Source organism: Paenibacillus luteus (assembly GCF_006542765.1).
Classification (GTDB): domain Bacteria; phylum Bacillota; class Bacilli; order Paenibacillales; family Paenibacillaceae; genus Pristimantibacillus; species Pristimantibacillus luteus.
In genome coordinates, this window is sequence record NZ_SKCD01000014.1 from 25,089 (window position 1) to 48,347 (window position 23,259).

General features: G+C 44.9%; 16 protein-coding genes. 3 read left to right on the forward strand and 13 right to left on the reverse strand.

The features are described 5' to 3' along the window. Positions 1–11 precede the first annotated feature (11 nt). The 11 genes from E0496_RS12725 to E0496_RS12775 form a co-directional block, all read right to left on the reverse strand. Positions 12–1,418 (reverse strand): ABC transporter substrate-binding protein, encoded by a 1,407-nt coding sequence (locus E0496_RS12725; protein WP_141502075.1) that lies wholly within the window; start codon positions 1,416–1,418, stop codon positions 12–14. A 134-nt stretch (positions 1,419–1,552) separates the two neighbouring features. Next, positions 1,553–3,187: a response regulator transcription factor gene (locus tag E0496_RS12730; RefSeq protein WP_141502076.1), complete on the reverse strand. Its 1,635-nt coding sequence runs from the start codon at positions 3,185–3,187 to the stop codon at positions 1,553–1,555. Beyond that, the gene (locus E0496_RS12735; RefSeq protein WP_241674771.1) at positions 3,184–4,929 is read right to left on the reverse strand and encodes a cache domain-containing sensor histidine kinase; all 1,746 of its coding nucleotides are present in this window, start codon (positions 4,927–4,929) and stop codon (positions 3,184–3,186) included. The genes E0496_RS12730 and E0496_RS12735 overlap by 4 nt, the downstream gene beginning before the upstream one ends. 50 nt (positions 4,930–4,979) lie before the next feature. Beyond that, positions 4,980–5,816, reverse strand: coding sequence for a carbohydrate ABC transporter permease (locus E0496_RS12740; protein WP_141502078.1), 837 nt, complete (start codon positions 5,814–5,816; stop codon positions 4,980–4,982). Positions 5,817–5,830: 14 nt separating this feature from the next. After that, positions 5,831–6,721, reverse strand: a complete 891-nt coding sequence (locus tag E0496_RS12745) for a carbohydrate ABC transporter permease (RefSeq protein ID WP_139993480.1) — start codon at positions 6,719–6,721, stop codon at positions 5,831–5,833. A 346-nt stretch (positions 6,722–7,067) separates the two neighbouring features. Then, positions 7,068–12,803, reverse strand: coding sequence for a DUF4838 domain-containing protein (locus tag E0496_RS12750; RefSeq protein WP_141502079.1), 5,736 nt, complete (start codon positions 12,801–12,803; stop codon positions 7,068–7,070). Between the two features lie 32 nt (positions 12,804–12,835). After that, complete coding sequence (locus tag E0496_RS12755) at positions 12,836–14,746, reverse strand: beta-N-acetylhexosaminidase (RefSeq protein ID WP_141502080.1); 1,911 nt, start codon at positions 14,744–14,746, stop codon at positions 12,836–12,838. Next, the gene (locus E0496_RS12760) at positions 14,743–15,579 is read right to left on the reverse strand and encodes a carbohydrate ABC transporter permease (protein WP_141502081.1); all 837 of its coding nucleotides are present in this window, start codon (positions 15,577–15,579) and stop codon (positions 14,743–14,745) included. Before E0496_RS12760 ends, E0496_RS12755 begins: the two co-directional genes overlap by 4 nt. Positions 15,580–15,605: 26 nt before the next feature. Further along, positions 15,606–16,550 (reverse strand): carbohydrate ABC transporter permease, encoded by a 945-nt coding sequence (locus tag E0496_RS12765; protein ID WP_141502082.1) that lies wholly within the window; start codon positions 16,548–16,550, stop codon positions 15,606–15,608. A gap of 62 nt (positions 16,551–16,612) precedes the next feature. Further along, complete coding sequence (locus E0496_RS12770) at positions 16,613–18,088, reverse strand: ABC transporter substrate-binding protein (RefSeq protein WP_141502083.1); 1,476 nt, start codon at positions 18,086–18,088, stop codon at positions 16,613–16,615. A gap of 58 nt (positions 18,089–18,146) precedes the next feature. After that, on the reverse strand, positions 18,147–19,424 hold the full coding sequence (locus E0496_RS12775) for a Gfo/Idh/MocA family protein (protein WP_141502084.1): 1,278 nt from the start codon (positions 19,422–19,424) through the stop codon (positions 18,147–18,149). A 244-nt stretch (positions 19,425–19,668) separates the two neighbouring features. Here E0496_RS12775 and E0496_RS12780 point away from each other — a divergent pair, with 244 nt between their 5' ends. From E0496_RS12780 to E0496_RS36155, 3 genes are all read left to right on the forward strand, one after another. After that, positions 19,669–20,670 (forward strand): LacI family DNA-binding transcriptional regulator, encoded by a 1,002-nt coding sequence (locus E0496_RS12780; protein WP_161601397.1) that lies wholly within the window; start codon positions 19,669–19,671, stop codon positions 20,668–20,670. A gap of 145 nt (positions 20,671–20,815) precedes the next feature. Further along, entirely contained in the window at positions 20,816–22,075 is a 1,260-nt protein-coding gene (locus tag E0496_RS12785; RefSeq protein ID WP_141502086.1) for a Gfo/Idh/MocA family protein, read from the forward strand. An 82-nt stretch (positions 22,076–22,157) separates the two neighbouring features. Then, on the forward strand, positions 22,158–22,313 hold the full coding sequence (locus E0496_RS36155; protein ID WP_206669759.1) for a hypothetical protein: 156 nt from the start codon (positions 22,158–22,160) through the stop codon (positions 22,311–22,313). An 8-nt stretch (positions 22,314–22,321) separates the two neighbouring features. Here the strand turns inward: E0496_RS36155 and E0496_RS12790 are convergent, their stop codons facing one another. After that, positions 22,322–22,600 carry a hypothetical protein gene (locus E0496_RS12790; protein ID WP_141502087.1) on the reverse strand — a complete coding sequence of 93 codons (279 nt, stop codon included), beginning with the start codon at positions 22,598–22,600 and terminating at the stop codon, positions 22,322–22,324. A 363-nt stretch (positions 22,601–22,963) separates the two neighbouring features. Continuing rightward, positions 22,964–23,254, reverse strand: a complete 291-nt coding sequence (locus tag E0496_RS12795; protein ID WP_141502088.1) for a hypothetical protein — start codon at positions 23,252–23,254, stop codon at positions 22,964–22,966. Positions 23,255–23,259 lie beyond the last annotated feature (5 nt).

Sequence of the window (23,259 nt, forward strand, 5' to 3'; positions counted from 1 at the left end):
CAGTTGAAAACCTATTCGCCTAGGGAGCCCTGAAGGCTCTTGGCGCTGAATGAGGGATTAGCCTGAACATTCGTTAATCCTTCTTTACGAGCTGCTTCGAGCGCCTTGCCATATCTGGCGTTCAAATCCTCAATCGCGGTGCCAAGCTCCTGATTGCCCGTCAATATATATTCAATGAAGACATCGGTGAATTTCTTGCCTTCAAGCTTCGTCTCCGTGATCGAAAGAGGCGTTGCCGGATAAATACCATCATACTTCGTTGGAAGAAACCCTTCAATCCCTGCCAGTTCCGGCTTGCCCGCCACCTCATTGACATAAGGCAGAACAGAGAGGCCAAGGCCCTTCTCCTGATATTCTGAACGAAGCTCTACGTTATACAAATACTCAAGAAATTTCACAGCTGCTTCCTGCTTGTTCGATTTGGCGCTAATTCCGATATAGCCGCCAGCATTGACCCAGGAAACACCGTTAATTTGACCATCTTTTGTTGGTACAATGGTGGATGCCCAACGAATATCCGTCGGGAACTGCGAGGTATACACCGCTGGCTCGCTAGAATGATTTACATACATCCCAATTTTCCCTTGTGCAAATTGTGCGCGCAGCGGATCAATATCAAGTGATTCCGCCCCAGGAATCATGCTGCCATCCACTTTGATTTGGCGAAGAGCCTGTGCAATGTCGCCATACATGCCAAAGTCGAATTCTCCCGTTTGGAAATTAAAGCCCTCATGGCTGGATTCCGAGCCTAGCGAGCCGGATGCAAACGCCGGACGTGTAAATCCGGAACCGTTTTTAAAGTTGCTTGCAAAGCCGTATACGCCTTCCGACTTGCCCATTTCCGTTATTTTTCGGGCCATTTCGACCATTTCATCAAGCGTCTTAGGAGGCTCGGTGTAGCCTGCCTTCTCCATCAAATCCACATTATAAAGCAAACGCCAAAATTGGCCGGTATTCGGAAGCGTATAGACATGTCCATCTTTCGTGTAAATGTCATCTACCAGCAAGCCGTCAAATTTAGCTAGAAACTCGTCGCTTAACAACGTGTCAAGCTGAGCATAATATCCTTTGTTCACATAGGTTTGGAAATCGCCGCTGCGGAAAATGTCAGGTGCCTGATTGCTTGCAAAAGCAACCTCTACCGCCTGATTATAATTATCTGCCATGACTTTCATTTCGACTTCAATATTATCCGTGTTTGTAGCGTTATAGTTATCCACCTGCTGCTGCATGTAATCCATATCGTGGCGGTCTATCGTCCAATAAGCAATTTTTGTCTTGGCCGTTCCGCCGCTGCCTTCAGCAGCTTCTGAATTCTCGTTCGACCCGTTGTTCGACGAGCATGCTGCAAGCATTAAAGCCATAACCAGTAAGTAACAGACCGAAAGTGTACTCTTCGTTACAAAACTTTTCTTCATCTGTCGTACCTCCCCTTTGTGTGGCAAGTGATGTTCCTCCGGCATAACCCGTCCGGCTCATCTTGCTGCCCTCATTGTAGCACCTAAGCGCTTCATCCCAAGAAGGACAAAAACACGATCCTAGGAGGGGAAAATCACTCTGATTCGCCTTTGCTCTCTGTGCTTTCGTATTTGCTGCGAAATTCCGTAGGCGTCTGCCCGGTATGCTTCTTGAACAGCTCGCTGAAGTATGGCCGATCCCGATAGCCGAGCTCAAAGGTGATGTCCTGCACCTGCATGCCTTCCAGCAGCAGCTCTTTGGCCCGTTCCATTCGCGCGGTCGTTACGTACTGCATAAACGTCATGCCTATTTCCTTCTTGAACAAATTCGAGAAATAGCTGGGGCTTAAATGGACAACACTCGCGCATTCCTGTACCGTCAAATCGCTGCCCAGTCGGCCGCTCACATAATTCACGGCTTGGTGGATCAGTTGGCCCACATCATTTTTCTGACGCTTCTGAACCCATTCGCTTCCGGTTAACCCCAGCTCTCTCACATCTCTGATCAGCTCTTCCGTCGAGAGGTAGCGCCCCTTCTTCATTGCACTCAAACGATCATCCAGCCAAATGCGCTGCTTTGTGTCCGCTTTCTCAGCAATGACTCGGTACATAGAGAAGGCCAATCCGTAAAATAAGTTTGTCATCACATCCGGATCAGGCGGAGCCGGATAACGGAGACATTCTTCTGCTATGCTGGCAAGCAGCCGATCGGTTCCTTCCCGGTTGCCCGAACGCAGACAATACAGCAGCTCCGTCTCCTTGTCTGCGGAATAATGAGGCGTAATATGATCCTGCCGCTCAATATCTCGATAGGAAATAATACAGCCGCTTCCGGAATAAAATTGATAGCTGAGCGCCGTTTTGGCTTGTTCATACGACAAGGCAATCTCCCCGATGCCTTCCACCCAGCCTCCGACGCCTATGGAAATATCACGTTTCGCATAAAGATTCACATGATGCCTGCATGCTTCTGCGATTGCGAGCACATCGACTTCCCGCTCCGGGTTCAGCAGCACGACAAACTGGCCTAAGTGCTCCCGAAACACGATTCCTTTGCCTTGCTTCTTAATCGTTTCCTCCAAAATGTTCTGGATCGCAAACCGGATAAGCTCTACCTCTCGTACAGGCAATGGCGAACGCTCGTTCATTAAGCCGTCAATTTGCACCGCCATGGCGACAAAACCGCAGGTTCCCATATCGATACCGAGAAAATCCCATTTCTCATATGCCCGTTCAGGCAGCTCGTCATGGCGGATCAATAATCGGAAATACTCCTGCCGCAAATAAGGCAGACTCTCCCTTACCTTTCTCTCCAGTGCCAGCCGGTCCAGTTGCTCCAGCCTTTGCGCTTCAATTTTGGCTTTAGCGCGTAATACCACATCCACCACTTGCTCGGTGGTAAAGGGCTTGACTAAATAATCGAACGCCCCAAGCCGGACCGATTCCTGCGCGTAAGTGAAGTCGGAGTAGCCGCTGAAAAAGATGACTTGCGGGCCTTGCTCTCCATTCTCCTTCAACTCGCGAACCATATCGATTCCGCTTTGCATCGGCATCCGGATATCCGTCATCACGATATCGGGATGCTTGTCCTTGATGAGCTGCAGGCCATCCTTGCCGTTCATAGCCGTGCCTGCTATTTCGATGCCATGCTCCGACCATGGAATCTTTTTTAGAATGCCGTCTATCACTGTTCTCACATCATCGATAATGCACATCGTTATCCCGTTCATTCGTTGATCACCTCTTGAATAGGCATGATTAGCGTAACCGACGTTTTTACGCCCGGCTCGCTTTCGAGCTTCATTGCAGCCTTATACCCGTAATATAGCGACAATCTGGCTCCTACATTAGAGAGCGCGTAGCTTGTATGCTCCGTGTCAGCGCCGTTCAGCATCTTTTCTACGCGCGCTGCATCCATCCCGCTTCCGTTATCCGTTACGGTGAGCATCAGCATCCCCTCCGCGGCAGCCACTTCTATTCGAATGATTCCAAGATGCGGAAGCTCCTGCAAGCCATGCAAAATCGAATTTTCCACGAGCGGCTGCAGGATAATTTTGAGCACCGGTATATTCATAAGCTCCTCATCCACGGTCGGCATTTCATAGGTAAACAAATCAGGATAACACATCGCCTGCAGCTTCAAATATTGCGCAACATGCTCAAGCTCCTGCCGTAGTGTTGTGATTTCCTTGCCATTATTAAGACCGAGCCGGAACAGAAGCGACAGCGATACAATCATGCCGCTGACATCCTGCTGCTCCTCCATCTCGCTCTTCCAATAAATCGTATTTAAAGTGTTGTACAAAAAATGAGGATCGATTTGGGCCTGCAGCGCCTTAATTTCTGATTTTCGTTTCGCCTGCTCGGATACTTTGACCTCTTCAATGAGTTCACTGATTTGCCCTAGCATTCGGTTGAACTTGTGGCCAACCTGACTGATCTCATCCTCGAATACGCTCTCGAAACGCACGTCAAGCTGATTCTGCTCAACCTTGAGCATCAGGTTGCGAAGCTTGGACAGCGGCTTCAGCAGAAGCTCCGACAGCATACTGGACATCACCAGCGCCAATACGACGCAAACCCCCATAATCGTAAGAATCGTCCAGCGCATGTGCTGGACCGGCTCCAGCAGCTTGGATTTGGATTGGTAGCCGATAAGAACCCAGTCAGGATTCATGCCAAGCGCTACATAGTTCACCAGAAAGGGATTGTTGCTCTCCGATAAATATTCAAAATGGCCTCTGCTGCTGAGGGCTACCTGTTCATAAAGCAGCTTGTTATCATTGGGCAAACCCGTCTCCGTGGAAAATACAGCCTGCTCGGTGCTGCGATCAACGACAAGCTGCCTTAGACTGCCCTCCTGCAGATGAGCCTGTATCAGCTCTTCCAAATAATCTTCCCGAATATTAACAATGACATAAACGCCTGGCAGCTGCATTTCGTATAGTGGTTTGATGATTAAAGATATAACTGAATTTCCTCGGCTGAACAGCTGATCGGTGTGCCCGCTTACCCAAAGCGTTGCCCATTGCTTCGGCGCTTTCAGGATCATGGCATTAATGAAAGTATCCGTGATGTGAAACGAGCTGCGCTTGCTCTCTGTCGGGTAAAAGTCACCGATGGACGTATGCACCAGCACAGAATCAATCGACTGCTCGGCAAGCATCATCTGGGCAAAAGGGGTTTGCAACTGGGAGAGGCGGTTATAATATTCCTTGCTGTTGCTTGCTTGAACATCACGCATCGTGCGCTGGAACGGCTCGCCCATCATGAGCGTAGACACAGAGACGACGATATTCCGCAGCCGCTCGTCAAACACCTGCGCCGTTTTGTTTAAGGTATCCTGACTTGTCTTGGTTGCCTGTGTTTTCATTTCACGAGAAAAAAACACGGAAACATAAGTTCCCGTGACTGAAATGCAAACGACGGTGAGCAAAACAAAAGAGACCCAAATCCGTCTTTTTAGCGACATCTTTCTGAATAGCTGTTTCATGTTGTCCATCGCCTCAATATATGAAATAATTAGCCCTTTACCGAACCAGCCGTGACCTGCATGAAGGAACGGTTAGCAAAAATGTATACGATCAGCATAGGTAAAATAGAGATGCATGCGCCTGCCAGCATCAGTTGATTTTCTACGGCTGCTCCTGCCCCATATCTCAAATTCGCGAGCCCTACAGGCAGCGTTTGCAGATCAGGACGTGATAGCGAGAAAACAAGCGGCAGGATATATTCATTCCAAGCGTTTCGGAAGGTGAATAGCGCCACGACAGCCAGCGCCGGCCTAAGGAGCGGCAAAATAATTCTCCAAAAGGTCGAATAAAAATTGCAGCCGTCAATGAGTGCCGCTTCATCCAAATCCTTCGGAATGCCGCGGAAAAAGCCAATGATCATGAAGAACGCGGTAGCGTGGGCGCTGATTAGAATGATTATGACACCCCATAATGATTTCTGCAAACCGATGGCTACCATGAGATTAAACTGCGGCTTCAACACCACGGCTCCAATCGAAATGAACAGCGTAAACGATTGGAGAAAAATAAACAGCTTTTTCCCCCTGAAAGCGACACGGTCGACTGCATAGGCCGCCATAGCGGCTACGAGCAGCGTCCCTATCGTAGTGAATACGGCAACATATACGCTATTGAACGTGAAGCCGGAAAAATCAGCTTTATTCCATGCCTCTACGTAGTTTTGAAATTGCCATTTTATAGGGAACACCGTCGCTCCCGTCGTCAGCTCCAAATTGGTCTTGAAGGAGCCAAGCAGCGCGATTACGATTGGAAACAGCATAAGCCCCGCCGTAATGATCAGCAAAATCCATACCGGCGTTCGAACCAGCAATTTACGAATAGTCATGTTTTATTCCCCCCTTAATAAACGTTGTTCAGCTTTTTCGACATCCAGAAGTAAAGCCAGGTGACCAAACCGACGATGATGGCTGTCGTGAAGCCGACCGCGCTGCCGTAACCGATATTTTGCACAGAGGTGCCTGTCGTGGTAAGCGGGAAAAACAATTTATACAAGTAGAGATACATAACTTCTGTTTTGCCAAAAGGTCCGCCTTCGGTCAAGACCATGATGCTCTCGTAGCCTTTGAGAGAAGTTGTAATCGCCAGCATGATAATCATCTGAAGCACAGGCCCCAGCATCGGAATCGTAATGTACCATAAGCGTTGAGCCGGATTTACGCCGTCCAGCGACGCAGCTTCGTAGACATCCTCAGGAATGCCCTGCAAACCTGCAATGAAGAGAAGCATATAGTTGCCCACGGCTCCCCATACTGCAATGATAATAATCGTTAGCATCGCATGAGCTGCACCGAGCCAATCGACGGGACCCGATACGATATTCAGCTTTATGAGGTATTGGTTGATAATACCGTTGTAAGAGTTAAAAACAATATAAAACACGATGGACATAACCGAAGCGCTAAAAATCGTCGGCAGGAAAAAGATCGCTCGGAAAGCATGGCGGCCGCGCAGCTTGCGATTTAGGATAACAGCCAGAATTAGCGATAACGGAAGCGTTATAATCAGTTTGCCTCCCGCATACACAAACGTATTCGCCACTGACTGCCAGAACTCTGTATCACGCGCCACTCTGGCAAAGTTCTCAAGCCCAATAAATTTAGGCGTCCCGTAACCCTGGTATTCATAAAACATATATCGAAGCGCCCAAAATACCGGATATACGCCAAGGGCCATTGTCAGAAAAAAACTGGGAAAGCTGAACAAGTAGGCACCTATTCGATTTCTTTGCATGCTTCCATCTCCTCCCGTGTTGTAGCTTCATTGTATAAGAAGGAGACGGGCTAACGGGATGGGGCAATCCATCAATGTGGGGGGACGAAACTACTTTTATGGTGTAAGACTTATCGATCGGCTTATTTCATTGGTGTTACTTCCCGTATGCAAATCGATGAGTTGCTGTATCCTTCACAAATCTAAATAATACAATGAGCCTCCACCCCATGCTATTCAACGGGGATGGAGGCACATATTTAAAGTTATTAAAAAACCAAGTTAATCCTATCCGTATCGCTCATATTCATGATTAGAATGAGAAACTGTTGCCGCAAAGTTGGCATCAAAGACAGCATGTGTTACTTCAAATGGATGAATCTGCAGGAGCAAGCTCCTGTAAATACAAACCCATATCATCCAGATATAAAATCTCACTTTCCGCAAAATCCGTAAGCAAGATATTAATTCTGATACGGCTAACAGCCTGACCATTTAATTCAGTCGGCACCGTACCTGCCCATTCCCTCTCTTTCCATTCTCCCAGCGTATCTCCTACTTCCAAGGGATCGATTAACAAATCGCCTATAATAGCATTATTTGAGTTAAGAAAATCGACATATAGCCTTATCTTGCCTGCTACTGAACCGCCTGCCGCAGTTTTGTACCAAGTTGACATGCGATAATCTCCAGGGACTACGTTGACAAGTTGGCTAATGGCTCCTAGATTCACGCCATCCGCCTTCAAGCTGAAATCACCGGTTTTGAATTGTTCACCGCTTCTGCTTATCGACGTAGTTACAAAGTTATTTCCCCCATCAATCCAATAAGACCAAGGCAACGCGTCATCCGTGCCTGCCGAACCTTCCTCAAAGGATATATTGTCGTTCAATGGAGAATCTTCAACAGGAGTTGGTTCTTGTATAGAAAACTCCATATCATCCAAATATACAACTTCCCCTTCCCCAAACTGGTTCAACAACAAAGCAATCCGCACGCGGGTTACAGCTTGACCATTAATGGAGTCGGGTACCGTTCCCTTCCATTTCGTCTCCAGCCACTCCCCTTGTGTATCACCCACCTCAACAGGGTCCATCAGAAATTCGCCTAATATGACATTATTTTGATTGAGAAAGTCCACATACAGCCTAAGTTTGCCATTGGTTGAGCCGCCTGTCTCAGTCTTGTACCAAAGCGACGTTTGATAATCTCCGGGAGTCACATCGACTATTTGGCTGATCGCTCCTGCGCTCACACTGTCAGCCTTTAAGCTGAAGACTCCCTTCTTATTCTGCTCATTACTTCTATTTATGGCGGTAGTGGCAAATCTGGTGCTTTCGTTAATCCAGTATGACCAAGGCAAAGCATCATCTGTACCTGCCGATCCTTCCTCGAAGGATGCATTCTTATTCAATATATAATCTAGATTAGGAGGCTCTTGCTCAAACAGTTCCACATCGTCCAAATAGATGATTTCCCCTTCTGCGAAATCGGACAGCAATATTGACATTCTAATTCGAGCTACAGCTTGACCGCTGATTTGCTCTGGCACGATGCCTAACCACTCAGTCTCCTTCCATTCTCCGTTCGTATCACCTACTTGTTCGGGATTCATAACGATCTCACCAATGATTGCGTTGTTCTGGTTAAGCAAATCTACATATAGCTTCAGCTTACCGTTCGCTGAACCGCCCGTCGCTGTCTTAAACCATGAAGATATTCGATAATTACCAGGTTCGACAGCTACAATTTGACTTACCGCACCCGCCTTCATACTTTCGGCCTTCAAAGCAACATTCCCCGTCCTATGCTGCTCGTCGCTCCTCCCTACTCCCGTAGTGATATACTTATTGCTTCCATCAATCCAATAAGACCATGGGAGGGCATCATCTGCCCCTACAGAACCAATCTCAAATGAACTGTTCTGATTTAACGGTAGTTCACCTGTAATTGGAGGTATATAAGGATCACTCAATCTGAAAAAATCCACATCATCCAAATAAATAATTTTATTATCCTTTAAGTTACTCACTTTGACGCCAAATTGCAATTTTTTAACAGGTATTCCGTCAACCTTTTCCGGAATATTGCCCACCCATTCAGCCAAATTCCATCCGCTTTCAGCATCTTTCAGCTGCTTCTCTTCATTGTATGAAGACGCCAGCCAATTACCGTTTGCATCATTATAATAAATAAATAATTGCAATGTCCCTTCCATTTGCAATGCCTCAGGTACATAGTAATAAGCCGACATACCATGATAACCAGCATTCACCTCACCGAGTTCATAGACAGGTCCTCCCAATTTCAGTCCATTTAACTTCAGTCCATAATCATCTGATCTCGGATATTCATTACTTCGATGAATATTGTCTTCAGAGGATTGTCCAAACTCCAACCAATACCACCAATCCTCAGAATTTATTCCATTCCCTTGCTCAAAGGAAGTATTCGTATTCATTGTCGTTCCTTCATCTGCCATTGCTAGGATCAGCTTTACATAATGAACGGCGTATGCGGAAGCCTCCGTTTGAATGATGTCATTCATTCGAATTCTTACTCCGCCCGTTGGCGGTTCACTCTTTATCCATTCCACCAAAGATTGTATGTCGCTGCTTTTAATGCCTGACCACATCATCCCATAAGCTTCCGGCGACCATTCGATGGATAGAATGTTATCGGATTTAAACTCTTCTACCAGTTCTTTTCGCTTATCGGATAGCGCAAGTCGGCTTATGATTTCATTCAGTAAGGAAATTCCCATACTTTCACTTGTAATCGCACCTGACGCTTCCAAATTACCCGGGTAGGTCAACACGGAGGATTCGTAGTATTCAAATGACTTTAACAGCTTCTGAGCACGTACAAGCTGGGAGGCCGTGCCCGTCAACTGTGCTTTCGCCACTGCCTGTTCCAGCCATTGACGACTTTGTGCCATCTCGGTATCATTTACGATTTGCAAATAGCTGGCATCCATGAATGTCATAAAATTAAAACGAGGGTTCGCCAAACTCCATGCCTTATACCAATCCGATTCAAAGATACGATTTTGCCAAAAATCTTCCCAGTGAGCATAATACTTAGCTAAATACGGCGCAGCATCGGCACCAACTGCATTAATATACCAGTCATGAAGCAGCACATCTACGTCCGCAGTAGCATCCCATTGCAGCTTGGCTGCGATCCAACCTTTAGGACCTTCACCGAAATTCGGCGCCAACTCTGTGGTTTGTGCTTGAATACCTGTTTCATAAGCGTACCTGTAATTATCTGCCATTTGATGAAAGTATGAGCGAGGAAGAACATAGGGTCCTCCATACAAATATTCATAGAAGGATGCTCCCGGAGCAACCTGCTTCCAGCGCTCTGTCAGTTGCTTACCTTTACTGGCCATAACCGGATCTGCCCAGCTCAATCTTTCGTCTGTAATATAGACAAGCACATTAGAAGGCAGTTGAATGCCTGATGCAATGGAAGGAGCCTCATAGGTTTCATGATAAGCAATGGTACTTAAATATTTATCCGCGTGCTGCTCATTTACGCCTTCTGCCACTGTTTGCACCCACTTAAAGTAGATGTCCGACATATTTGGCATACCAAGAGAATTGATTTTATCGGTATAACCGGGATGGCTAGGGTTTGCTTCACAATAGCCACCGCCGTCATTAACAGAAATGGAAAAGGAAATCGCCTCCGGGTGGTCTGTAAAATATTGATTAATGAGTTCAATGGCTTTATCCGCCGTTGCGCTATTACTGTAACAAGGCTGCCAGCCGCCAATTGGGTTAGGAATACTTGTTGGATACCAGTCAGGATGTTCTTCTAAATATTTTGAGGGAGCAAACAAATCAAACATGGAATGGCTTAAACTGATTTGTCGATAAACTCGATTATCCTCTGCCCAAGAGACACGGTTACTTGAACCAAACAATCTAGAAAAGAAAGATGGATTCTGAACTACGGTTGTCTTAGGGATGTTCAAGCTCGCATTCTGAGGAATATACTCTCCATCAGCTCCCGGCATAAGCCACCTAACCCCTACATAGGCCTCCAGAAATTCGTCGACACCGAACTCCGTTCCCCAATCTGTAGATCCGATAATCGTAATTGAGTCAGAAACGGAATCGATGACAAAACCGTCACCTTCTACTTCCAATAGTAATTCGTCAATATGTTCCTTGTTATTAGCATTTGTAAGTCCCACATAAATGGGCAGCAAATGCTCCGGTATAACCGCCCCAAAGGTCAGAACTTGCAACTCAATTCCAGTAGTCTTCTTAATATATTTACTTAACTTCAATGCCGCTGCTCTCGCTTTGGCGTTATCGTTCTGATCAGGCGCAACGATAACCGATTGCGCAAGACCGCCTGAGATTATGGCCAGACCTGAAGCAACCGTCAGCGGATCAGACTCAACAGCAAGACCATTATTGTAAGAGACACTATACGAAAGTTGTTGTTCCACAACTCCGTATGGAATAGCAGGTACTGATATAACTACCTGCTGTGTTATCGCCGATCCTGTAATGGCGCTAGGGGTAACAATGACTAGCGATTGATCATTGATTCTTTGCCGAATGATAAAATCGGCAGCTGATAGATCGCTTGACGGATAAACAGCTAATTTTATCGTTATCGTTCCGTTAGTCGCACGAACACTGGTTACATTGTTAACCGGACCCGTTTCCCCTCCATGACCGTTATTATTTCCATTGCCGCTGGCATTTCCACTATTTGAATCTGACGAGCCTCTCACAATTTTCAAAGGCGCTCTCTCAAACTTGGTTGCCTCTGCCTTTAAGCCTAATACAGCCTTTTCAATTTCCCCTTTCCCCCATACAGCTGCGACGCTCTCCAAAATAAGCTGAATAATCTTCCCTTGCTCCTGCACGGTCAACTTTGTTTCAACTGCACTCTCCACTATCTTTAAGGTTTGAATAACACCTGAAGCTATAATGATTTCAATTTTCCCAGACAATACATTGACAACGTCGAAGCTTCCAATAAGCTTAACCACCGATTGTGCCGGCATCCGGGCATCCAATGTAATGTGATTAAATCCGGTTCCTTCTGGCTCCGCATTCTCTAGGATTGTTGACGATCTTATGATGACATTAGTAGATTTGGTGCTGCCATGGGCAACCACACGGACACTGCCTTGTTTTTTGTCGATAATCACCTTATTCAATACGCAATCCGTAAAGTGGATACTGTTCTCTCCACCTGCACGAATAATGGTGTTCCCATGAACAGTAACATTCTCTAGAAATACATTTCCTTCACCAATTTCCGCTTGTAAAATCAAGTCGCCTTCAATTATCATATTTTCCAACGACACATCGGTAGCGCTTACAAAAACGTTTCCAGCGATCGTTCGACTTTTATCCTTGCCACCATAAACACCCACTTGATTAAAATGGGCATCTGAAGATTTGGCCGCTAATGCACGGTCCAATATAACCACAGCCTCCGCTCGGGTCAAAGAGGATAACGGTTTAAAGCTGCCGTCTTCATAACCGGTAACAATCTTGCGATGAGTCAGATTCCCAACCGCAGCTTGGCTCCAATGAGCAATAGACGTATAATCACTAAAACTTTCTGCGGTATTCCTCTCGTCTTCCGCTTCTACTCCGAGTAGTCGGGCAATGACAACCGCCGCTTCCTGTCTACTTACCGTATTCTTCGGACGGATCGTTCCATTTTCATAGCCTTGAAGATAACCTGCTTGCAGTGCCTTGGCAAGATCCTCATAAGCCCAATCGCTTTTGGACAAATCAGTGAATGTGAGCTCTTTCTTCTCTGTAAAATCAAAAGTACGATTAATTAATGCCGCTAACTCTCCTCGAGTAAGCCATTTTTCTGGAGCAAATCTCCCGTCCTCATACCCCTTGATATTTCCTTCTTCTATCCAGCGACTTAGCGTTGCTTCTGCCCAATGTCCCGAAATATCAGAGTTCGTAGCAGTTGATATTGTTGCCGCTGCTATTGTATTTTCCTGAATTAAAGGTAAATAACTGCTTAGTAAAATTAAAACAAAGAACATGATAAAGAACTTTCTAATAAATATAGGCTTAGTGCTCTCATTTATCTTGTTACGGTTCATCTGATCTCCTCCTTATATAGGCACCATTTGATTCAAGTAAACTTATTCGCACTCGCAATAAGATGATAGGTAGTATAATAATCTGCTTGTATACCCCCAGCTCCTAACCTATTGTCAAAATAGATTCTCTCTTCTTCCAACTCCTCTATTTGAATGATTGTCCCCTCCAAGAAATCAACTATTCTGGCTTGCGCCGACTCCAGTCTTGCCAATAAACCTCCATAGCGAATATCGAGTATTTCCCACCCCTGCGGTTTATTCGTCTTCATCCATTGCTTGCGGTGAGAAATCCTCAATGCTTCAACATTTAACAATAATTCAGGCAACAAATCTTCTGCTATTTGAGCTAGGACAATACGATCGCCTTCCTTGTAAGCCTTCCTTAGTCGTAATCCTAAATCAGCTTTTAATCTTAGTACATCGCTTAAAGAGGCATGTAGACTAAACAGAAGCTTGGCCTGCTCCCCTGCAACTCTACCTTGCTCACGAAACAGCTCTGCTAGTCGTCCATAATGCGCTGAAAGCGCTACGTTCTCGACATGCTTGTCAAAGAGACCCATTAATACATCCTGCCATAACAAAAATTTAGATGGATTAGAGAAATCCTCATGCGGTGTAGGCATGTCCGGTATATGATCCAGCCATTCAATATTCATAAAATGTTCATACGGAACTCCCGTACAAAAGCTTATTCTTTGTTGCAGTTTATGTTCGTCCAACACTCGGGCATAGGCATGTTCAGCATAGTATTGCATACCTGGCAAGAGGGTCTCTATTGCATTTTCCGCCCCGTTATCTCCCCAGGCCGTTACGAACACCTCTCGGACACCTTCCTGCTTACATGCCAATAAAGCCGCATTGGAGCACTTAAAAGTACGAGTATAATGCGTACACATGCCCACCCAACTCCAAATCCCGCCAGCAAATATCGGGACAGAACCCAACCCCTTATGCTTTCTTATCATAGCTGCGTAAAATTCCTGATCATAATGATAATAATCCCAATAAACGAGCTGTGTGCCTCGCGGAATTTGATCAGCATGTGCTCTGCTGATCACAGTCTCGAGATCATAATACTCATGTGTTGCAGAGCCAATCCGGAAATACATGTCACTCCAAATCATTGGCTCCAACCCATACTGCATCGTGATCTCCTTAACCTTCAATAAATGCTCATTCATAAGCTCAAAACGGTTTTTGTTGCCATATAGATCAAGTCCCCTGCCCCTTCCTAATCCCTGAGCCTCGTCCATCCCAATATGTATGCGGCGACTGCGAAAGCAGCGCGACACACTTTCAACCATGCGATGGATCAACTGATAGGTTTGATCCAGCCCTACCAATAGAACATCATTCGAGTCTCGCAAAGGGGCCGACGCTTCCCATTTTAGGAATGATTCCAGATGTGCAAGAGTCTGTATACATGGAATCAGTTCAATGCCAAGTCGTGCCGCAAAGTCATCACATTCCTGCAATTCCCTTTCCGTATATCTTCCACGCATGTAGCCAAAGTATGGCTCAGCTGTAATAGTATAAGTATCCTCGGTATATAGCATAAGGGTATTCATGCCAATCAGAGCCATATAAACCAGCAGGTCCTTAACACTCTCTACTGTAGGAACGGCATTGCGTGAGCAATCCATCATCATCCCTATCGTATCGAACTGCAGCTCCTCCCGAATCTCTTGGAATCGATTCTCTCTTATTGACTCTACTAACAACCCAAGCGCTCGAAACAAATGATGGTTGTGGGTATAACGGATGATTGCACCAGCTTCTTCAATAATGACAACCAACAGAGTGCTTTCCCTTCGTTCGAGTGTGACTGGCCAGCCTCCATAGACCAATCGTTTCACACCAAGCCTATTGCATAGGATATCTATTCCCCCATTTACGTCGCCGATCTCGCCGAAAAAAGAGAATACCTGCTGATGCCTGCTCATCCTTTCATCGCCCCCATCGTTGCACCCTCCATAATTCTTTTTTGAAACATCATATAAAATAAAATGGAAGGCACCATCACGATAATAACTCCCGCAAACATCGTCACCCAATCCGAGGTATATTGCATTTTCATATTAGCTTGATACATGTTAACCCCGATCGTATATTTAGCTGGATCACCCAAATAAATAAACGGCCCCAGAAAGTTATTGTACAACCCAAGAAACTTAAAGATGGCAACGGTTACGATACCAGGCGTCGACAACGGTACAATGATTCGCCAGAACGTCTGGAAAATCGAAGCTCCATCCATAAAAGCACTCTCCTCCAAATCCCTAGGAAGCGAGGACATAAAACCGCCAAGAAGCATTAGAAAAAACACATTTTCTCCAAAGCTGTCCAAAATAATGAGACCCGTTAGACTATTCGTCAAATGCAAGCTCTTCATCAGGATGTATTGAGGAACCAAGGCGTTGATTCCGGGCAAAAACAGTGAAAGCATGATTAAGGCCCAAATCAGCTTCCTTCCGCGAAAATTCATTCGCGTTAACGCATAAGCGTTAAGGGTTGTTAAAAAGGTACCCAAAACCAAACTCACACCGACATAATACACCGTATTCACTAATGATCGACCAATGTTATAATCATTCCAGGCTTTCGAATAGTTGTCCCAATTCAGGCTCGTTGGTAAGGCCCATATATCTTGAAAGAAAGCAGTGTTTGTTCTGAAAGATTGGTATAGAATCCATACGACAGGGAAAATGATGGATACGGCCCACAGAAGCAATAAAAGTCTCCATATACCATCCATTAAAGTTCGCCGCTCTGCCATACCTTATTACCTCCTTGATTACATTTCTAGAACTCGACACTGTCCTCTGGGAAAAATTTATCAATAATTAGTTTTGCCCCAACAAGCACGACGAATAAAAACATGCCGATCGCAGAGGCATATCCATAATTATGATATTCTTTTCCGAATGCCAGATTGAACATATATAAACCAATGACATCCGTTGATCCTTCCGGCCCGCCGTTCGTAAGAACCATAATGATTTCAAACCCTTTAATCGAGCCAAGAATGATGAACACGATACAAACCCTAATCACGTTGCGAATGAGCGGAATCGTAATTCGAAATAAAATGGCCATCGGTCGCGCGCCTTCCAGAAACGCTGCTTCGTAAATGGATTTAGGAATAGCACTTATCGCATTCATAAAAATGACCACATATAAACCAACCCCACCCCATACCATTGGTAGTACCAGCGCCCAAAAGGCCGTCCTCGTATCTCCAAGCCAGTAAAAATCATTCATATTAAAACCAAATAGCTCTAATATTCCATTGAGCATCCCAAAACTGCCATCAAATATAAACGACCATAACAAAGCAATAACAACAGTAGAAAGCACATTTGTGAAAAAAAAGATTACCTTATATAAGGAGTTTTCCTTATAAGACTTATTGTTAAGTAAATACGCCAGCAATAATGAAATAAAGACGATGAGCGTGGGCACTACGATCATATAAAGGAGATTATGGTACATCGCACGCCAGACAAACTGATCTTTAACCAAATTTACATAGTTTTCAAAGCCGATATAAACGGCATCTGTTAATCCATCCCAATTCAGTAACGAGTAATAGACCGACATCAAGTTCGGATACAAGGTAAACAAAAAATACCCAATTAATGACGGAGCAATAGCAAGGAATAAAAAGACGGTTCGCTGTCTCTTGGCTTTATCAAATCCCTGTCGTTTGGATACGAAAGCTTTATTTCCGTTTATTCCTGCATTCAATCAATCTCCTCCTTAAGTGTAAATATTCGGGAGGACAGACCTTCCTCCCGAACCTAAACTGCCTACTTCTTTGGCCGGTCTTTCTCAATGGCTATTTGTTTTAATTTTTCTGCTTCTTCCAGCACAGATGAGGGATCTTTCTTCCCAGTAGCTGCTGCTGTTATTAGTTCGCTCAACAGTTTGTCAGCCTGTCCGCTTTCAGGACTGGTCAATCCAAATTCGCGGCGATAAGAAATGTACTGTACATTATGCTTAGTTGCATATTCCATGACGGCCGCTTGAGTAGGCTGCAGCTTCGCGATACGAGCAGCATCATCACCATAATCAAGTCTAGATGGATAAGCTCCCGCTTCCGAAGCAATGGACTCCTGAATTTCAAAATCATATAAGCTTAGGATGAATTCCTTTGCCCATTGTTTATTGAGATCAGGTTTGTTCTTCCAAATGACAAATGCGGTATCACCTACCCCTGAATTAACGAATATGGTTTGATCAGCATCGTTCGTTGCGGGTATGGCCATGAAACCCCAAGTGAAGCCTTCTGGTGTGCTTTCTTTCATCTCATTCCCTACCCAATCCCCAGTTGAAACGAGTGCAGCCTTATGCTGAAGGACCTGCATTTGTGATTGTGTATGGTTCAGTGCAGCAACTCCCGCAGGAAAATAATCTTTCTTACCAAATTCATATAAACGATTCCAAGCGTCTTTGTTTTCCGTGGTTACGAGCTGCGCACCTGTGAAACTACGAAAATTCTGAATATAGGAATCAAAGCTACCATTAGCTTTAGCCAAGCTGAATTGAATCGTATTAAACACATAATCTGTCAAATATCCGGCATACACACCTGGAAACGTAATTGGAATGATGCCGTCAGCTTTAATCTGATCCAAAAGTGCTACAAACTCGTCCCATGTAGACGGGCTTTTATTCCAGCCTTTCTCATCAAATAGCTTTTGATCATAGAACAGTCCTGCCGTATATCCCGCAATGGGCACCCTTGCGGTAAATCCTAAACTAAGAGCTGAATCGTATGCATCATCGGAAATAACGGATCTTAGCGTTTTACCTGTCTCTCCAGGCAATTCCCGATCCCATAACTCATCTTGCGGCTCCAGCTTTCCAATATCAGCCAAGCGTTCAAGCTGGCCTACCGCGGAGAAGTTTGGTACAAACAAATCGAACATATCATTATCATCGCCGGCTGCAATTTTTGGTTCGAGTATGGTTGACAGCGTTGGCGTTGATGTAATGTCGAATTTGACATTCGGATACTTCTCGGTAAACTTCTTTACCGCTAAATCCATCCAGATACGACCCGACCCAGCTTCCCAAAACCCCATTTTCAGTGTAACCTTCTCATCTTTAGACAGGCCGATCTCCGGGTATACGTTAGTTTCGCTTCCGGAACTTGAATCACTTGCATTCGGATTTACATTGGATTCTGTACTTACTGGCTCATTGTTTTTATTCCCTGCGCATCCCGCTAACAAAATCACTACCATGAACACAGACAAAAATATACCCGTTAGCTTTCTCATCGATATGCCCCCTAAATATTTTTCAGTTGATGCTATATGAAGCTGCCAAAAACTCAGCTCAACTGCAAGAAGAATGGGTATAACGCCGATTCATTTCCTCAATAGCAACAGAGTTCCCACCGTTCAGCCTTGATTCTTCTGCTGCAAATGCCATCATGTGACTTTGAACAGATGCCTCAGCCGATGTCAGACCTTGGTTATCGATGCCATTTTCCTTGCGAGCCTGCTTCAGAAATTCACGCATCACGCCCTCGTCTCCTCCTCCGTGGCCTCCTGCCTCAACGGCAACGGGAATTTCAATCATTTTTTTACCAAAAGGGTAAAAGACAATTTCATTCTTTTCCATATAACCTTTAATTTCACCTAACGTTCCCATAATCTGAACGGTTCGAGACATATCGTGAGAGAATCCTGACATTGTAAATGACGCGGTTGGACCGTTTTGGAATTCCATATTAACGACCTGATGATCGACAACGTTATTATCACAATGATAAACGCAGCGTCCAAAAGGGCCGCTTTGAAGCGCTTCTCTAACTCCGTCCGGCGTTACATTATTTGTAATAAAACGGTTCCATTCGTTCTTTTCATCCTCTTCATATATACGGATTGCTGAATAAGGACACTCGCGTTCAACCGCGCATCCATCCGTGCACCGAGGTGTCGAGCTAGTAGGAGCATTCTCCTTACGAAAATGCAGAAGGGATCCATAGGAACTAACTTTGATGCATCGATCATCCATTAACCATGACAAGATGTCCATATCGTGACAGGATTTCTGCAGGATCATCGGACTCGTTTCTTCGGATTTATTCCAGTTTCCGCGAACAAAGCTATGCGCCATATGGAAATAACCTACATTCTCGCTTAATTGGATGGAGACAATCCGACCGATGGAGCCGCTTAATATCAACTCTTTGATTTTTGACCAAAATGGAGTATATCTCAGCACATGACTGACCGTCAGTAAACGGTTATACCTGCGGGACGCCTCCGCCATAGCAATGACCTCACCAGGCAATGGAGACATTGGCTTCTCAAGCAGAACATCATAACCCAGCTCCAACGCCTTCATCGTAGGAGCATAATGCATGCGATCCTGTGTAGATATCACAGCCACATCCGCTTTTCTTGAAATGGATAATACTTGTTCCCAGCTATCATATAATTGATCGGATGAGAGCCCATATTCTTCTGCAGCAAGTTCTCTTCTTTCTTTATCTGGTTCAGCAACTGCTACAATCTTGACTTCTTCTGGGTATTTTTTCGCATACGCTCCGTATACGAATCTCCCTCTCGCGCCGGCCCCTACCAGTATTGCAGTCATTTGATTCACGATATTAAATGATTCCTCCTCGCCAAAATACCTCGGTAAACTTGATTGCAACATCATAGTAACACTCGTTATATTTTATTGTCAACACTATAATTACATGAAAAAATAGATATTGTAAGCGCTGTTATTGTAAGAAACCATCTTGTTTCAGCTCTTTTTTTAGATGTCATTTGACTACTTTCTTCTATTTAGACTATAATATAACCATCGTTATATCATGAATACCTTAGAAGGAGATTGCCTTATGGTCACTAAAAAAGAGATTGCTGAGCACCTTGGAATTTCAAGGACTGCTGTTTCGCTGGTTTTAAACAATACGCCAAGCGGGACAATTTCAACCGAAACCCGTAATAAGATACTTCAAGCAGCGAAAGATCTTGGTTATCGCGATATTGAAGTATCCCCAAAGCTTGGTTACGTGCTCTATGATAGGGAAGCAGATGATCCCCGTTATTTAACAGACTTAAAAATTATGGAATCCGCTGCCAGCCAATTGAATTATGGATTGGTCTTCATGAATATTACACATGCCCCGGATTCTCTGAGTAAATTGCAGAAATACCTCGACAATCAAGAAATTGAAGGTTTTATCGTATCCGGTGACGTTGATGAGAAATTGCTTGATTTGTTTCGCCAATCAAATACTCCTTATATTTTTTATGGAATGCCTTTACGCGATAAAGCTGAAGGCCTTAATTTCATTGCGTTTGACGAGAGAAAGCTGGCTCTTGATGCAACAGAATATTTATTTTCGCTTGGTCACACCCGAATCGCATTATTTATAGGGAGCTTAGATTACCATATCCATCAACTTGCATTGGAAGGTTACCGCCAAGCGCATGAAAGAAACGGTATCCCGTTAGATAAATCCCTTATTCAAATCAGTAATGATGAAAATGGCTACGAGCTCTGCAAAAGAGCAGCGCTGCTGCAACTGGATTATACGGCAGCCTTCTGCGCGAATACCATTATTCAATTCGGCGCTCTTCAGTACCTTCAAAGTGTAGGCGTCTCCATTCCGAACGAAATCAGCCTGATTGGTTCTGGTTTAACCGAGCTGGTCAAGGTCAGTAGCCCACAACTCACCACTTATTACGTCTCAGGTGAGGAGAAAGCCAAAACCGTATCCATCCTGTTTGAAATTATCAATAATCGCAATCCTGAGGGATCGTTCTCCTCACAAATTACAGAGTTTGAGCGTTTCGATGGAGGTACAGCAGCTCCTTGCAAACAGAATAAACAATAACTACAACTGCTTTTAACCTTATAAATTTGAATATAACGTTTGTTATATTCCAAAAACAGCTTCATTGTGCATAACGCAAACTATAAAGGCCTATTATCTTATGATTCATCCATTAATCTCAAAAAAAATTAGGGGTTGTTTGTCAATGAAGCCTATTACAGCAGTTTTATTAGGGGCTGGCAGCAGAGGGAATTTCATTTATGGTCCTTTCGCGAAAAAGTATCCTAACGATCTTGTTTTTGTAGCTGTTGCGGAGCCAGACTCCCAAAGAAGGGAAGCATTTGGCACCTTGCATAATATTGCAACGGAACAAACCTTCGCTTCATGGGAAGAAGCGCTCGCACAAGAAAAAATCGCCGACGCAGTCATCGTTAGCACTCAAGACCGCATGCATTTCGAGCCAGCGATGAAGGCACTTGAGCTCGGTTATCACATAATTCTTGAAAAACCGATGTCCACATTTTCAGATGAATGCATTCTATTGGAGGAAGCAGCGCGTAAGCATGGCCGACTGCTGATGGTTAGCCATGTTCTAAGATACTCTCCTTTCTGGGCAGGTATTAAGGATATAATCTCTGAAGGGAAAATCGGTCAGATTACTTCCATACAACTCACTGAAAATATCGGCTATCAGCATATGGCCCATAGCTATGTGCGCGGGCACTGGAGAAATAACGCCCTATCCAGTCCAATTATTCTAGCCAAATCCAGTCATGATCTGGATCTTATTTCATGGCTTATGGATCAAAAATGCAAACGTGTCAGTTCTTTTGGCAGCCTAATGCATTTCCGGGAAGATCAGGCTCCTATTGGTTCTACAAGCCGGTGTACCGATGGTTGCTCCGTGGAAAGATCATGCCCCTATTCTGCTATTAAGATTTATCTGGAAACCAATGAACCTGATTATGCTCGTAATATCACGAACGATCCTACTCCTGAGCATATTTTACAAGCTTTAAAGGATGGTCCCTATGGACGTTGCGTGTACCGATGTGACAACGATGTTGTTGATCATCAAATTGTTAACATGGAATTTGAAAATGGCAGCGTCGCCTCGTTCACTCTTTCAGGCTTTACTCGCCATATTGCACGCACGGTACAAATTATGGGGACGCATGGAGAGATAAAGGGGAATATGGAAGAAGGACGATTTCAAACTTATCTTTTCTCAGCAGGTCAGAGCTTAGAGCATCAATTCGATATTACGCATGACGGGCATGGAGGAGGCGACAATTACTTCATTAGCTCCTTCGTGAAGGAAATTAGATTATATGATAGGAAAAATGAAGGTTTGTCATCGGCATCAGCCTCTCTACAGAGCCATTTAATCGCTTTTGCCGCTGAAAAATCCCGTCTTGCTAGCGGTATGCCTTTCGAGCTTCAATCCGTTATTTCTGGCACCTGAGATGATCCACACAACAAAGTCCGTTTGCTTCACCCTGGTTGGGGTGAAGCAAACGGCTCTTTCTTCATTTTGTGGAAGATGTATGAGATTAGGCAGCTGGCTGGTCTCCATAATAACCGTATCTGCATCTTATTATTCTGATAGCAACTTCCGGTACATACTCGCTGCATCCGGAGCTGCGACTCCACGCTTGCAAGCGGCACTGCGTAACCTTCCTTTTTCTCAAGCAGTTGAATAATCGTAAAGCTAGTGCCCGTATCGATAGCAGATGAATGCTCGCCAACCTTGTTCCCTCCAATAGTGTTTGCTATCCTCTGCCCCATAAGTGACATTGAAATAGTTAGTGACCTCGCCTTTTTCCTCATTCATATAAGGGAGAAATTCGTTTTGCGTGACGGGTAAACCGCCGACCTCCATGATGACTGCGTCCCCCTTAGAATGAGACGGCAAAATGGCTGTCGCCAATAGGGCAGCAACCGCTATTATTCCAACAGCCGCAACGATTAATGCACACCGATGCTTCATACCCGGTACCCATCGATTGGTTAGCCACGGTCCGATTCATGTTTCTCCTCAATCTGCGTCCAATAGACGCTGCATTCGCTTACTGTCGGATACCATCTGGACTCGATAATTTGAATTCGGAGACGTTCGGTTTCAATCGGCTCGAAGTGGCAAATCTTCTTTGAGCACAATGCGGTCCATCATTTGCTTGACGCCCAGCTTTAGCCAAGCTTGCTCAATGCCTGCAGAGGGCGTAAATACGTCTCTTTGAGACCATCCGTTATTCGGGCCCCCTCATGTTCTTCACTCTTGCAAACAGAGGCACCGCTACCCATTGTGCCTTTTGGTGCCTGCGAAATACTACGGAAATCTGCGTCTACCCACTCAAGATAAAAAACCGTTCCTTCGCCTCACGGCAAAGAAACGGCCTTCATATAACGAATCTATTAATAACGAACAAGTCATGCCGGTTGCCCAGCAAGCGACCACAAAACCGCCCGATATTACCTCCACATCGCATCGCCCAACCATCTGCTCGAATTGACGGCCGTAGCCCTCCAATTCCTCACGCAAACGGTGGATTTGTCCCCAATACAGCTCGTGGCCAACAGTGATAACACCTACTCGCGCCTTTTTTAAATACCACTTATTTCTTTCCAGCTCCGTTCTCCTCATACGTA

Excerpts from the sequence above, each read along its gene's own strand:
- E0496_RS12725 (WP_141502075.1), bottom strand. The coding sequence starts at position 1,418 with ATGAAGAAAAGTTTTGTAACGAAGAGTACACTTTCGGTCTGTTACTTA.
- E0496_RS12730 (WP_141502076.1), bottom strand. The coding sequence starts at position 3,187 with ATGAACGGGATAACGATGTGCATTATCGATGATGTGAGAACAGTGATA.
- E0496_RS12735 (WP_241674771.1), bottom strand. The coding sequence starts at position 4,929 with ATGTCGCTAAAAAGACGGATTTGGGTCTCTTTTGTTTTGCTCACCGTC.
- E0496_RS12740 (WP_141502078.1), bottom strand. The coding sequence starts at position 5,816 with ATGACTATTCGTAAATTGCTGGTTCGAACGCCGGTATGGATTTTGCTG.
- E0496_RS12745 (WP_139993480.1), bottom strand. The coding sequence starts at position 6,721 with ATGCAAAGAAATCGAATAGGTGCCTACTTGTTCAGCTTTCCCAGTTTT.
- E0496_RS12750 (WP_141502079.1), bottom strand. The coding sequence starts at position 12,803 with ATGAACCGTAACAAGATAAATGAGAGCACTAAGCCTATATTTATTAGA.
- E0496_RS12755 (WP_141502080.1), bottom strand. The coding sequence starts at position 14,746 with ATGAGCAGGCATCAGCAGGTATTCTCTTTTTTCGGCGAGATCGGCGAC.
- E0496_RS12760 (WP_141502081.1), bottom strand. The coding sequence starts at position 15,579 with ATGGCAGAGCGGCGAACTTTAATGGATGGTATATGGAGACTTTTATTG.
- E0496_RS12770 (WP_141502083.1), bottom strand. The coding sequence starts at position 18,088 with ATGAGAAAGCTAACGGGTATATTTTTGTCTGTGTTCATGGTAGTGATT.
- E0496_RS12780 (WP_161601397.1), top strand. The coding sequence starts at position 19,669 with ATGGTCACTAAAAAAGAGATTGCTGAGCACCTTGGAATTTCAAGGACT.
- E0496_RS12785 (WP_141502086.1), top strand. The coding sequence starts at position 20,816 with ATGAAGCCTATTACAGCAGTTTTATTAGGGGCTGGCAGCAGAGGGAAT.
- E0496_RS36155 (WP_206669759.1), top strand. The coding sequence starts at position 22,158 with ATGAGATTAGGCAGCTGGCTGGTCTCCATAATAACCGTATCTGCATCT.
- E0496_RS12790 (WP_141502087.1), bottom strand. The coding sequence starts at position 22,600 with ATGAAGCATCGGTGTGCATTAATCGTTGCGGCTGTTGGAATAATAGCG.
- E0496_RS12795 (WP_141502088.1), bottom strand. The coding sequence starts at position 23,254 with ATGAGGAGAACGGAGCTGGAAAGAAATAAGTGGTATTTAAAAAAGGCG.